This window comes from Aliivibrio kagoshimensis (assembly GCF_050337105.1).
Taxonomy (GTDB): Bacteria; Pseudomonadota; Gammaproteobacteria; order Enterobacterales; family Vibrionaceae; genus Aliivibrio_A; species Aliivibrio_A kagoshimensis.
Map to the genome: position 1 here is coordinate 135463 of NZ_JAKJSQ010000004.1, position 13803 is coordinate 149265.

The 13803-nt window shown below is 39.8% G+C and carries 14 protein-coding genes; 6 read left to right on the forward strand and 8 right to left on the reverse strand.

Annotated elements, in window-relative coordinates; genetic code table 11:
* Positions 1-222: 222 nt before the first annotated feature.
* A complete protein-coding gene (locus tag L4C32_RS02410) occupies positions 223-1722 on the reverse strand; it encodes a bifunctional NUDIX hydrolase/phosphatase PAP2 family protein (RefSeq protein ID WP_428195256.1) in 1500 nt (499 codons plus the stop codon).
* Positions 1723-1782: 60 nt separating this feature from the next.
* Positions 1783-2277: a GNAT family N-acetyltransferase gene (locus L4C32_RS02415; protein WP_428195295.1), complete on the reverse strand. Its 495-nt coding sequence runs from the start codon at positions 2275-2277 to the stop codon at positions 1783-1785.
* 208 nt (positions 2278-2485) lie between these two features.
* Between L4C32_RS02415 and L4C32_RS02420 the strand changes: the two genes are divergently transcribed.
* Entirely contained in the window at positions 2486-3250 is a 765-nt protein-coding gene (locus L4C32_RS02420) for a ParA family protein (RefSeq protein WP_428195257.1), read from the forward strand.
* Between the two features lie 8 nt (positions 3251-3258).
* Here L4C32_RS02420 and L4C32_RS02425 read toward each other — a convergent pair whose 3' ends face one another.
* The 5 genes from L4C32_RS02425 to L4C32_RS02445 all read right to left on the reverse strand — a co-directional run bounded on the left by L4C32_RS02425 (position 3259) and on the right by L4C32_RS02445 (position 6600).
* A complete protein-coding gene (locus L4C32_RS02425) occupies positions 3259-3786 on the reverse strand; it encodes a hypothetical protein (protein ID WP_428195258.1) in 528 nt (175 codons plus the stop codon).
* Positions 3787-4085: 299 nt separating this feature from the next.
* Positions 4086-4997: an N-acetylmuramic acid 6-phosphate etherase gene (murQ, locus tag L4C32_RS02430; protein WP_428195259.1), complete on the reverse strand. Its 912-nt coding sequence runs from the start codon at positions 4995-4997 to the stop codon at positions 4086-4088.
* Between the two features lie 69 nt (positions 4998-5066).
* Positions 5067-5585 (reverse strand): spermidine N1-acetyltransferase, encoded by a 519-nt coding sequence (speG, locus tag L4C32_RS02435; protein ID WP_428195260.1) that lies wholly within the window; start codon positions 5583-5585, stop codon positions 5067-5069.
* A 91-nt stretch (positions 5586-5676) separates the two neighbouring features.
* Positions 5677-6231, reverse strand: a complete 555-nt coding sequence (locus L4C32_RS02440; RefSeq protein WP_428195261.1) for a GNAT family N-acetyltransferase — start codon at positions 6229-6231, stop codon at positions 5677-5679.
* Positions 6232-6336: 105 nt separating this feature from the next.
* Positions 6337-6600: a TfoX/Sxy family DNA transformation protein gene (locus L4C32_RS02445; RefSeq protein WP_428195262.1), complete on the reverse strand. Its 264-nt coding sequence runs from the start codon at positions 6598-6600 to the stop codon at positions 6337-6339.
* A gap of 101 nt (positions 6601-6701) precedes the next feature.
* On the opposite strand from L4C32_RS02445, the gene L4C32_RS02450 reads away from it, so the two are divergent.
* The 3 genes from L4C32_RS02450 (at position 6702) to L4C32_RS02460 (ending at position 10707) form a co-directional block, all read left to right on the forward strand.
* The gene (locus L4C32_RS02450) at positions 6702-7205 is read left to right on the forward strand and encodes a peptidylprolyl isomerase (protein ID WP_428195296.1); all 504 of its coding nucleotides are present in this window, start codon (positions 6702-6704) and stop codon (positions 7203-7205) included.
* 85 nt (positions 7206-7290) lie between these two features.
* Positions 7291-8286, forward strand: a complete 996-nt coding sequence (locus tag L4C32_RS02455; protein WP_428195263.1) for a sensor domain-containing diguanylate cyclase — start codon at positions 7291-7293, stop codon at positions 8284-8286.
* Positions 8287-8616: 330 nt separating this feature from the next.
* Complete coding sequence (locus L4C32_RS02460; protein ID WP_428195264.1) at positions 8617-10707, forward strand: diguanylate cyclase domain-containing protein; 2091 nt, start codon at positions 8617-8619, stop codon at positions 10705-10707.
* 42 nt (positions 10708-10749) lie between these two features.
* Here the strand turns inward: L4C32_RS02460 and L4C32_RS02465 are convergent, their stop codons facing one another.
* A complete protein-coding gene (locus L4C32_RS02465) occupies positions 10750-11679 on the reverse strand; it encodes a DMT family transporter (protein WP_428195265.1) in 930 nt (309 codons plus the stop codon).
* A 129-nt stretch (positions 11680-11808) separates the two neighbouring features.
* Here L4C32_RS02465 and L4C32_RS02470 point away from each other — a divergent pair, with 129 nt between their 5' ends.
* Positions 11809-12261 (forward strand): Lrp/AsnC family transcriptional regulator, encoded by a 453-nt coding sequence (locus L4C32_RS02470; protein ID WP_428195266.1) that lies wholly within the window; start codon positions 11809-11811, stop codon positions 12259-12261.
* Positions 12262-12368: 107 nt separating this feature from the next.
* Positions 12369-13793, forward strand: a complete 1425-nt coding sequence (sbcB, locus tag L4C32_RS02475) for an exodeoxyribonuclease I (protein WP_428195267.1) — start codon at positions 12369-12371, stop codon at positions 13791-13793.
* Positions 13794-13803 lie beyond the last annotated feature (10 nt).

The window sequence follows — 13803 nt, forward strand, 5'->3', positions numbered from 1 at the left end:
TGCCTTTTTTATTATTTTTGGGCAGGACAAATGATGAACTCTCATCAAAAAATTATTCTTTTATTGATCTGATAATACGTCTCAACAATCAAACTAACTTTGATTTGAAACAGGGAAAAAGACATTTATCAATAAAGGTAGGCTTGCAAAGAATGTTTGTTGCTAAAAATTAAAAAAGAGCCCATCAAGGACTCTTAAACTACTCACTAATAGGTATTAGTCTCATTTATTCTGCTGGTTTGATAGAATGGATACGCTCGCAAAACTAAACAATACGACCATGAAATAGAGCGCCGACGTTGTGGCAATTGAAGCGATGCTGCTGGCAGAAATCAGTTCAGACAGCACGCTTAATCCATAAGTGAGTATGACGACACCCATCAAGCTAACACAGAGTATCTTGACTCTTACTCTTGGTGATTTTGGACTATTGTAATGACTAAATGCCTTTAAGCTTAACGCCATCGCAACCGCTGCTGCTGATATATAGACACAACTCGCAATGTGCAAGACAACACCAGTAATACCAATACCACAAGCAATCACCCACCAAAAAATAGGAGACGCTAATATCACATCGGTTGAGTGGTTAGGTTTGCTCTCTAATCGAACAAAGTGCCACACTACCAGTAATCCCAGCGCAATCCCTGCTAATGAGTCTGAGATAAACTGCACCCCTAACCATATCCGAGCGACCGAGGTCCCTAACGCTAAACAGATGAACAGTGGTATAAAGCGTCTTCGAAGCTGTTCACCGTATATGGATGAGAGTTCACGCCATACCATCGCGTAAATAATCACCGATATCATTGAGTTTATACTTGGTAGCCCATAACCATTAGCTGCTATCTGCTGAATCTGTGGAATATAAATATATGGACGAGGCCAAGCCATTCCTTGTTTCGCAACAATGGCAAATACCACACTGATTAAGAGTGCAAAGATGAGCTTTAAGCTAAACTCACGTCCAAACAACACCAAACAAAAAGGAAATAATAAAAAAATGAAATACTGCTCGCTAACGAAGTTGAGTGACCACAATAAGCTTTGCACCACATTGGAGATAATCTGTGGCATATCATCAATTGCATGTTGAAACTCAACAATCCAATTTAACTCAACTTGATGCATGGTGGAAGCGGCTTCAATAAGTTGATCGTAATAGGCAACATCACTCTCAATCTCATTAGTAATCCATTGGGCAATCAGTGGAAACTGCAGCGGAAATCGATACTCACTTTCATTGATATAATTCAGGTCGGCTAAAAAAACCTCCCTGACTTCACTGCCATAATGGGGGGCGAACCACGACGGAATAATATGAAAGCCAGCTCGTGGTTCAAAACCGCTGGCTAGAATTTCCGTATCACTGTGGCAAGAGTAAATAACAGCGCTGGTATCGGTATCCAATAAATTCATAGCGGTAACAACTAAACCTGTCTCTTCCCACACTTCTCGCTCTGCCGCTTGTTGGTAGGTTTCACCCTCGTTAATACCTCCCCCAGGAAGTGAGAGTTTTCCCGTGATCAACTCTTTGATCATAACCACTTTTTCACCAACGTGAATGACGCAGACCGACCCCACAATATTTTCTGGGATCTCAGTGATTCTGCTACCTGTTTGTTGTTCTAACGCTTCAGTAGAATGCACAGGGAGAAAAAAGCCAAATAAAAGGATAGAAAACATGGCATAGATAAGGATGCGGGACGGGTTGTAGACCACTTAATTAGCTCCGTAAAATAATAGGCGTAGTGTAATGGAATATGAGTGGTTATCAATAAACTATTCGGATAAATCCTTTCTTAGCCAATGTATATGGGGAGATAATTGTTTTGATTGATAAAAGTGTAGTGCCGATTTGTTAAAATCCCACACTTCAACAAACAACTGTTTCACGCCGTAATCCAAAAATTCCTGCTCAATCCGATCGAAGAGTTGTTCAGCAATACCCTGGCGTCGATAGCGAGGAATAACATACAACTCATCAACCGAGCCCATCATTACAGGTTTACTGACTACCGACACCAATTCACTAAAATTGCCAGTAACAAAACCGACTATCAGCTCCCCCTCCTCGTCTGTTTTCTCGAGGGCAATATAGAGAAGACATTCAGGTTCATTTAAATAGAGAGCAATATTTTTCTCTTCACTGATCTCATCGGCACTTTTAAAATGTTCAGGGCAAGCCTGATGATGAAAATGATGCAAATCATACATCAGTTTATTCAGCTGTTCTAAATCTAAAATGTCAGCGCTTCGAATAGTGATCATGGCAATAAAATCGCTTTTTAAAAAATGATATAGCCCATTCTAAGCGTATAGCTGGTTGCTGACTATGAGTTATTATCGATTTACTTTAATAATAACTTTGCATTCCGAGCAGATATGTCAATACTTTATTTAATAAATGAAGATAGATGCACATACTGAGGACACTAATAGTAGTAAACTCGTTATGTCGGTTTGAATAATTATCCGCAGTGGTTTGGAGTCAATTATCTTAGTTGGTTATAAAAGAGCAGCAAGTAAAAAAATACTGGTTATTAACCGAAAAGGGGGAGCAGGCAAATCAACCCTCGCTATCTCTATCGCTTCGCTTTACGCCCACCATGGAATGAAAACCGAAATGATTGATCTGGACCCTCAAGAGACCAGTTATTTTTGGGGCTCTAAAAATGCAGATGTAAGAGCTCAAAAATATCAACCCTCTTCGCATATTCCATTTTCATTAGCACTGCGTCTTGAAGCTGATACTGAAATTACTGTGGTTGACTCACCCTCTAATTTCAGTCTGTTCGAAATGGAAAAATATGTCTCTATGGTGGATAAAATCGTATTTCCACTCCAACCTTCACCGATTGATATTCATTCAATGTTGAAGTTTGTTAAACAGTTAATTTCATCAAAAGTATTTAGCCGAAATAATGTTGAATTGGCGTTTGTAATTACTCGTGCCAGTAAAAGTAATATTGGTCATGAATGTGTTGAAAATGTATTAAAGCACATGAAATACCCACTTTTAGGTGCCATGACTGAAGATAATTGTTACCAAGAGATGTTCTCAACTCAAACCTGTTTTTTAGACATCAATCCGGAAGTTGATGATGAATTATGGCAAAAGTTAACCCAATGGGTTGGTATTGAGATACCCAATAAAGAGAGTGATTTACCTGACAATATCACTGATTTTGTGAAAGCGAGCGATAAAAAAAAACAGAAACGACGATTCCCCTTTTCGCTTCAGTCTTAGCTGTTACATCAACCTTTACCCTTCAAGCTCAGGCAGCTAGACAAAAACAGAACCCCTCCAGACGCCGCCCATATATACGCCCCCAAAAGCGGCTCAATATCCATTATTGATATATCTGGGCCTACCAGTGCTTGGTGATGTAATAAAAAGATAACCATTAAAAGTACGGTTAAAATAGCAAAATTGATCGCACGTCTATTTTGTTGTTTATAGCTATTTACCAAACTACAGATAAACGTAAAATTGGCTAAAACAGGAATCCCTACCAAAGCCATTTCCATCGCAGAGAAGAGTTCTACAATATTAAAGCTAACCACTGCATTGATAATGAGCTGAATCACCACGCCGCAAATAAAGATCAATTGGATTAGACCCGATAGGAACGCTTTCCAACCATAGATAATATCGGGCACTTGGCTACTGTACATTGAGGGAGCCGCGAGCACAGGGAGTACAAAAGAGGTGGTTAACAACAATATTGCACTATATTGAATCAACGTTAATATATTAAACTGATTTTTACTCGATACTACCATTAAACAACCTGTACTAAATTGACATAACTGGTGACTAAAAGGCCACTCATTAGTAGCTACAATTTAGTGCTGCTTATGGTATTTGTACATGATAATTCCTGCTGTTAATTATCTTTATCCGCACATTATGAACACAATGAAACTAATGATCTGTTGATTTAGATCACAAATAAAATACTATATAAATCAATTGATATGGGTAAGTTAATACTTATTAATAAATTCTATGTGGTTAATTATTTTACGCCAAATCAAATATGACACAGGTTGCAATCTACATGTCACATATAATCGATGTTTTATATTATTAAGCTCTCATTTAATGCCGGTCTAATAAAACCATTGTGACGGTCTAAGCACGCTTTCGCCTTTGCAGCATCAATACTGGCCATCACCATTAAAATCGCTGTTTTACAGTGATACTGGCACTCACATAAGGCCTCAATCGCCTCCTCTTCGCTGCACCCTGTCGCTTCTACAACAATGTTCTTTTGTCTCTGAATGAGCTTGGCATTTGTTGCTTCAACGTCCACCATTAAATTGCCAAACACCTTACCCGTTTTTATCATCGCCGCAGTGGTGATCATGTTCAGAACCAATTTCTGGGCTGTCCCCGCTTTCATTCGAGAAGAGCCAGTAACCACTTCAGGGCCAACTACTGGCGTAATAGCGAACTGAGCCAGATTGTTCATCGGGCTATTCGGATTACAACTTAAAGACGCAACACACCCACCCTGAGAAAGTGCATACTCCATTGCTGACAACACATACGGAGTTCGCCCACTTGCCGCAATGCCGATCAATACGTCCTTGCGACAAAACGACAACTGTTGCAAATCATGAATCGCTAACTCTCTGTTATCTTCTGCATTCTCTACTGCTTTTAAGATGGCTTGGTGTCCACCTGCAATGAGACCCACAACCAAATCTGCACTAACGCCAAAAGTCGGAGGGCATTCACTTGCATCTAATATCCCCAATCGTCCAGATGTACCTGCACCGACATAAATAAGCCTTCCACCTTGCTGAAAAGCATTTGCCACCGCATCAACCACCTTAGTGATTGCTGGTAATGTCAGTTCAACTGCCAATGCTACTTTCTGGTCTTCATGATTAATCACTTTCAGCATGTCTAATGTAGAAAGCGTATCTATCTTTTCACTGTTCACATTTCGGCTTTCTGTCATTAAAGAAGATAAATCTATTTTCATGGTTATGGCTCAATGTTATTGGCTAAGGAAAATCGGTTGCACAGTAAACATATCTCTCATGCAGGTCTTTTACTGATGATTAAAATAGGTTTGTTGCAATATATACATGCGTTTTACATCGCAATACTGACCATTGATAAAGATCTCAGCTTTCAAATTACCCTCTTCAATAAAACCCGATTTTTCATACAGATGAATTGCTTTTTCATTATCTAACGCCACCTGTAGATAGACTTTGTGTAAATTTAAGATGGTGAATGCATAGTTTAGGGCTCGGCGAATTAAAAGCGAAGCGTACCCTTGCCCTTGATACTCAGGAGTAATTATTATCTGGAATTCAGCTCTACGGTGGATATAGTTAATTTCGACCAGCTCCACCAACCCAATCTGCTGTTGGTGGTTATCTTCGGCGATAAACCGTCGCTCAGTACTGTCGTGGATATGTTTATTATAGAGCTCTTCGAGTTCATCAAACGACTCATACGGCTCTTCAAACCAATAAGACATGATGGTACGGTTATTGTTTAATTGATGAATAAAACGCAAATCTGTTCTTTCTAATGCACGCAGTTTTATTTCGTTACTCATTTAATGTCTCACAAAAAGTAATGTAGAAATCTACTGTTACTTATTACAACGAAATTAGCTATTTGGGAAGCGTTTTATCATGACAATTATTTTAACGTTTATGTGCTCTACGAATTTCACGCCACTCATCTCGTAACACCCCGTACTTTACTGAGTCGTAGTAATACCCTTGGTAATAGCGCACCTTTCGAATCCGAGCCTCCTGCTTTAGTCCTAACCTCTCAGCACAAGACATCATTCTAGGATTTCCAGACCACGTGGTTAGCCCTACTCGCTCAATATCTATAGACTCAAAGAGGTAGTCGATCCAAGCTATTAGGGCTTTTCGACCGAGACCATGACACCAACAGCTAGGATCGTACAAAATGATACCCATTTCTAGCCATCTTGTTACTTCACACTCCCAGTAGTAACTAACAGAACCGACTGGCTTATCCCCGACCATAATCAGCAACATATCGTCACCTAAGCATAATCGTCTAAAAAGTCCGTGTTCAAACTCTTGAATGGTGGGGGTTTGGTAGGGAAAGTAAGGACCATTAAACTGAGTCCACTGCTCATCATCAGTGATCAGATGGTACAAAACATTTAGTTCATCAGCACAAGCCGATTTGAGGGTCACATAGTCATGAGTAATCGTCGTCATCCTTGTCTCCAAAGTGGCTGTTATTCCATAACAATTCTCATTATAGGTTACTACTTAACCCTGAATAATTCGTAGCGCCAATCCACAGATATAAAAGGTTTAGTTCTATTTAGGTGCTAGACCCATGTCTTCTAGGCGTAACAAGATTTCCGTTTTTCTGGTTCTAGAGACTTCCTGCCAATGAACATTTTCTCTGGCACCAATAATGGCATAAATGGAATTCAACCCAGTTCCTTTCACATCGGCTTTTAATAAGCGGTATAACTCGAAAGGGTCTATTGCCATAAAGTCATCGACACTGTGAACATCGACAATGGCTAAAATCTCTTCGCTCTTAGGGCCAAAACCCTTCAAATCTCTTAATCTCATACTGACTGCTTAACCTATACTAGGATCAAATAATGGGTAAAAATTTGGTTACATTAACGTATACTACCACTCTATTATCATTCTATCTGGCTCTGTTAAACATGATCACCTTGGTTACTAATTACGGCAATATCAACATTGAAATCAACCTTGATAAAGCTCCTGTCAGTTCAAAGAATTTTTTAAAATATTGCCAAGATGGCTTTTATGATGGAACCATTTTTCATCGTGTTATCGAAGGGTTTATGATTCAAGGGGGCGGATTTACACCCGAAATGTACGAAAAACCAACTCGATCGGCAATACCCAATGAAGCGAACCGTGGTTTAAAAAACCTGACCGGTACCCTTTCAATGGCCCGTACTGATGCTCCACATTCCGCCACTGGACAGTTTTTTATCAATCTCGCTGATAACGACTTTCTAGACCATACAGCGACAACAAACAATGGCTGGGGGTATGCTGTATTTGGTAAAGTCTCAGCGGGCATGGACATTGTTACTTCAATGACTAACGTTAAAACCCACTCGAAGGAGGGTCATGACGATGTTCCTGTTGAGCCCATCATTATTGAGCAAGTTATACTCGATGCTTCCTATCGTTAATAGTCGTTACTCTGTTTGAGTGTACTTATGTAACGCCTTAATATTTAGGTCTATACTGTAAGAAGCCCTTAACAGGAGATAGCTGATGAACAATGATAATGAATATCTATCTCAATCTAATCAGTCGATTATTGACCTTGAAAAATGGCAGCAAATTGCGGATCTTTTGGCGGAGCTGTTTAACGCACCAACCTGTGCGATTGTTCAATTACATCAGCACACTTTCAACGTTTTGAAAGTCAGTAATACTGAAAAAACCCTCCTTAAACGTGATCAGCAATGGTCATGGGAGTTCGGTGGGCTCTGTCGTCATATGTTAGAAACCAATTCCAAACTGTACGTTCCTGATACTCAGTGTGATTCGCGTTGGTCTAACAATGAGGCAATCAACTCCGACTTAAAACGTTCCTACTTAGGCTATCCTTTGCTTTGGCCAGATGGCTCTCAATTTGGAACTCTCTGTATCATTGACTCTGCACCCACGAACTACTCCTCTACGTTACAAAAAGTGCTCGCTCATTTTGCTCAGTTGATCATGTCCGATCTGAAAATGTACAAAGATTATCAAGCATTAGAGGAACTAGCATTAACAGATTCAATGACCGGCGTGTATAACCGACGTGGTTTAACACTATTAGGAGAGCAAAAGTTAAAAGATGCCAAACGTTATCAAAGTTCAATTGGCGTGATCTATTTAGACATTGATAACCTTAAACAGGTAAATGATACCTTTACACATAATGCCGGCGACAAATGCATCACCACTCTATCCAAAGTTCTACAACGTAATTTTAGAGAGAGCGACCTAATCGCCCGTGTGGGAGGAGATGAGTTTATCGTTATTTCTCAAATTGGCTCTAGACTCGAACTCACCACTATCGCTAACCGCATAGAGAAATGTTACGCCAATACTGTAAAAGGAAATGTACAACTCGAGCGCAGCTCGGTCAGTTACGGTACGAGCATCCTCGATTGTTATAGCACCTTGCCATTTGAAACCTTATTAGAAGAAGCCGATCGAAATATGTACCAACATAAACATAAAAAAAATCCTCAGAAGAGTAATCGTTTTAGCGACTAGTTATTACGTGAAAAAATGACTAGTTATAACGATCTTCTAAATTTATATCCCAACAGGGATAGCGACTCGATCTAATGCTGCGTCTAATGTAATCATTAAGGTTAATCGATATGTCGCACAATATTTTGATTAAAACCCATTAATACAACGGCTCACTATTAACTCACTCATTCTTAAACATTATGAATGTAATATGATACTGGGTGTGTAATAACAAAAAGCAGCTCTCACCAATAACACTAATTATTCATATTAACTGTACCTTTTTAGGTCTTTACGTTAATTTAGTTCATTATTATCATGATATTTCTTATGGTTAAGACAACTAAAATGAATGAGTTAGAAATCAAGATTCAACTTGATAAAAGTTGGGAGATTATGCAGTTTGATACTCAATCTGCATTTGACATCATTCATTGCATCCTATCTTCAACTTTTGTAACCAAAGAAATAAAAGCGGAATGTGAGCTGCATTTAGGCTGGTGTTTTGTCTATCAAGGTGAACCTGAAGTGGCCTCTCAACACTTTCTAGAATCTACCTCTCTGTACAGCGCCATTCATAATAAACCTAAAATGATTCGTTGCTTTAACGGCTTAGGCGTCTCTTATATGGAGCAGAGCCTTTACCAATCGGCGATAGAGTCTCTTACTCAAGCACTGCAACTCTTTACTAACGTTGATGAGTTAGCGCTGGAAATCCCTATACTGCTAAATATCGCAACAATCTATTTAGAATTAGATAATTCTAAAGCGGCGCTCATTACCTTAGAACAAGTTCGGACTATCTTCGAAGACAAGTCAATCAAAGCTGATATTACTGATGATAATCTTAGTCTTTTCCATAGCTGTATGGCGGAAGCGTTACAAGCGACAAATGAGCTCGACAAAGCCGAACTACACCTTATCACATCAAAACAGTTAGCAGAGATCAGTCAGTGCAGTTTGATCATTTTCCTCTCCGACTTAGGCACTGTGCGTCAATATAAATTGAAGAATGAACTACCTAGCGCTTTAGCCGCTTATGAACAATTACTCAAACGATTTAATCGTTCAACAGCAGGGGTTTCATACCATATTGCGCAATATGAATATGCACACACTTTTTTCTTGCTTAATCAATTCGATGACGCGATCGGTCGCTTAAATGCGATGATTAACAGCTTCACGCATAACCGCAAATCTACCATCATTATTAAAGCGCAAGAACTATTAAGTCACTGCTATGCAAAAACTGGCTTATTTGAAAAAGCCTTTAATACCTTAAAGAAAGTCTCGATTGATAAAGAGTGGTTAGATGGTGAAGAGGCACAGCAACAACTTGAGTTATTTAAACAGAAAAACCGCATTGACGATTTGAAGCAAAAAGTCGATTCAGAACGTGAAATGCGCTTAGAGCTACAAACACTTCATAATCGATTCCTATTGATCGAAAAACTGGGCCAAGACCTCGCCTCAAGTCTTGATATGACGGTGGTGATTTCCAAATTATACACTGCCGTTTCCGAAGTGATGAACGTCAGTGCTCTATGTCTTGGCATTCATAATCCACTAAAGAACGGTTTAGATTTTGATTATGCTATTGAGTTTGACGAGCAATTATCTCCCTATCAGATTCCACTTATTGAGGCGATCAGCTTTAATGCACGCTGCTTTATTCAACAGGAGACGGTATTAATAGGCCGGGATGAGATTCTCACTACCTCCGATCTTGAGATCGGTGATATTCGTATGCACTCTGCCATTTTTATCCCTATTAGTATGAATGACTCTCCGATTGGTGTGCTCACTCTTCAAAGTGTCGATGCGAATGTATTTGACCCACAATTGGTCTCCCTACTACAAGGGATCACTAACTACCTCACAATCGCGGTCACCAATAGCATAAGTCATAATAAGATTATTGAGCTGCACGATAGCTTGCAAGATGAAAAAGATGAGATTGAATATTTAGCCCTTCATGATGGTTTGACACAACTGCCCAACCGACGAATGTTGTTAGAGCACGTTAACACCATGATTCAATACTCCGTGGATAACAGTACCTACTTCCATATGCTCTATTTGGATCTGAATGGTTTCAAACAAGTGAACGATCAGTTTGGACACAGTGTTGGTGACAAACTTTTGATCGCCCTTTCTGACAGAATGAAAGCCTACTTTAACCACATTGGTATGTTTTCTCGTATTGGCGGTGATGAATTTGTCTTTATCATTCCAAACTCAATCTCAACCGAGGGTATTGATCCGCTGATTACTCATATCAGCAAGGTAATCGATACCCCGTTCGAGCTTAACGATCAACAGCTTCGTATCTCATCCAGTATTGGTCGTGCTCAATTTCCACAAGACGGTACTTCTTTTGATGAGCTACTACATGTTGCTGATTTGGCTATGTATAAAGTAAAGAAATCGATTCATTAATTAGTATTTCCAATGCCAAGTACTATCTACTTAACACTCTCTTCATTTTAGCACCCGAACAGTTTGCAACCTTTTATCACCTTTTGTTCTCAGTGTAATGACACGTAAACTAATTAGCATTCCAGAACAAATACTGATTAGGCCGATAACAGCGGTTATTTCAAGTGGTTCGTCAAGTAAAAACACACTTAGGAGTAATGATACTGGTGGCGCTAAGCAGGCAAAAACCGCCCCTTGAGTTGCCCCTAGGATTGATACTGCTTTTGAATAACAATAGAGCGCAACAATTCCCACTAATACACCTTGAAATACCCCATGCATAATCAAACCTTCAATAGGGATTCGTTCAATCATATTGCTGATATTCATTACAAAAAGTGGAAAGCAAAAGAGTGCAGATACCACAGAAACTAACGCGGTGGCAACCCATGCGTTAAGTTCCCAATATTTACATAACAATGTGTATGAAGCCCACAGTAACCCACAGCCGATAAACATGACATCCCCCATCAATGTTGAAGTGCTAGCGGTACCGACACTACTTCCTCCAATAATAGCAACGCCTATTACGATAAATAGTATCCCAATCAGTTTTGATGGTTTCATTGATTCTTTAAACCAAAGAACGCTACCCAGTGTTGAGAAAAGAAGCATAGTGCTTGGGGTAATCAACCCAAAGTGTGCACTGCTTGAGACTTGCAGGCCTGTGGTCGCTAATAGAACATAGGGCGCACCAGCACCTATGGCAAGTAGCACTCCTTTTGTTGTTATTGTACGAAGTGAAATCGAACGATAGAAAAGCACAGGCAACAAAATGGCCCCTGCTACCAAGAACCTCAGTAACGTAATATCAACACCAGATAGATGTTGAATCGTCGCTAATTTCGATATTACTGGCCAACTGCCCCACATAAATGAAGCAACCAAACCTAATCCAACGCCCAAAATGACATTTTTTTTAATCTGTTCCATTTTCTCTCCATTTAATGCTTTTAAAACTTGTCTCTATTTTAGATTTACAAAGGCTGTGAGTTGCATCTAAAATCATCAAATAGAGCCGATTTTCGGCTATTTAGTTTAATAACTGAAGGTTTTCTGCAAATGGATGAGTTTGAACGTCAAATATTGAGAATAATGCAAACAGACACACGAAAAACCACCGAAGAGATTGGCTTTGAATTAGGGCTGTCAGCGACTTCAGTACAACGTAAGATTAAAAAATTACGTCAATCTGGTGCTATTCAAAAAGAGATTGCCGTTCTTAATGGTGCTGAAATTGGTGGATTTGTCACGGTGATCGTAGAAGTTGTGATGGTCAGGGGCGGCGCTGCAATTATCGACAGCTTTAGGAATAAAATTGAAAAATGCCCTGAAGTACAACAGTGCTATTACGTAGCTGGAGATAATGATTTTGTTTTAATCATCACAGCCGAAAATATGATGAAATATGAAGAGGTGACTAGAGAGCTATTTTTAAACGACTCGACCGTTCATAAGTTCCAAACCAATGTTGTGATGAAAGAGGTTAAGGTTGGGCTAGATATTCCTATTTAGTACACAATGAATTAAAACAATTCGACTTCTCTGCTTCTACAATAATTGCCAGCTTCTATCACAAATGCTCTAATACCTTATATCGGCACTAACCTTTGGATTTCTGTATGAAAAACGATCATCAACCTAGCTTTTTCTTCTTCGATTACGAAACTTGGGGCGTTAGCCCGGCGAAAGATAGGCCTTGCCAGTTTGCAGGGGTTCGTACTGATATGGATTTCAATATCATTGGTGAGCCGTTGGTGATCTATTGTAAACCACCGGCCGATTACCTTCCCTCTCCTGAGGCGGCGCTAATTACCGGTATTAAGCCTCAATTAACCATTGAGAAGGGGTTAACTGAGCAAGAGTTTATTACACAAATCCACAATGAGTTTGCTACACCCAATACCTGCTCTCTTGGGTATAACAATATCCGATTTGATGATGAAGTGACTCGCTATACCTTATACCGTAACTTCTTTGACCCATATGCGTGGAGTTGGCAAAACGGTAACTCTCGTTGGGATCTACTTGATGTAATGCGCGCGGTGTATGCTTTGCGCCCTGATGGCATAAACTGGCCTGTAGACGAAGAAGGAAAACCAAGCTTTAGACTGGAAAAGCTGTCGCTAGAAAATGATATTGAACATGCCAATGCGCATGATGCCATGGCGGATGTTCATGCAACGATCGAATTAGCGAAAAAGCTCAAACAAGCACAGCCAAAGATGTTCGACTATTTATTGAATATGCGTCACAAGAGAAAGCTGAATGAGCTGGTTGATATTGTTAATCTTACCCCGCTGATGCATGTCTCCGGGATGTTTGGTACTGAGTGCTCGAATACCTCTTGGATTGTTCCTGTTGCGTGGCATCCTAGTAATAACAATGCGGTGATCACCGTGAATGTCGCCATGGATCCAACTCCATTGTTAGAACTCTCTGTTGATGAGATAAAACAAAGAATGTACACCAAGCGTGCTGATTTGGCCCCTGGTGAACTTCCGATTCCGGTTAAGTTGGTTCATTTAAATAAGTGCCCTATCTTAGCTCCTGCCAAAACCCTTACCGCTGAAAATGCCCAAACCATAGGGATTGACCGTCAAGCCTGTTTAAGCCATTTAGCCCTGATTAAACAAAACCCAGAGATTCGCCAAAAATTAATTCAGCTATTTGCTATTGAACGTGAATACGAAAATGATAATAATGTAGATACTCAGCTGTACAGTGGTTTCTTCTCTAACGCAGATAAAACGACCATTGATATCATTCGAAACTCATCTCCATCACAATTGATCGATTTTGAATTGAATGTCGAAGACCCTCGAATAAAGCCGCTGTTGTTTCGCTACCGTGCCCGCAATTTCCCTGACACCTTAGATGAACAAGAGCAGATGCGTTGGGCTAACTATCTGCGTGATTACTATGAAACACACCTTCCTGAGTACATGGAAAACCTGCAACAAAAGTTTGCAGAAAATGAAGGCAATGAGAAGAATATCCAAATTCTTACCTCTCTATATCAATATGTAGAGAACATCGCCTCATAATCAACCTCAT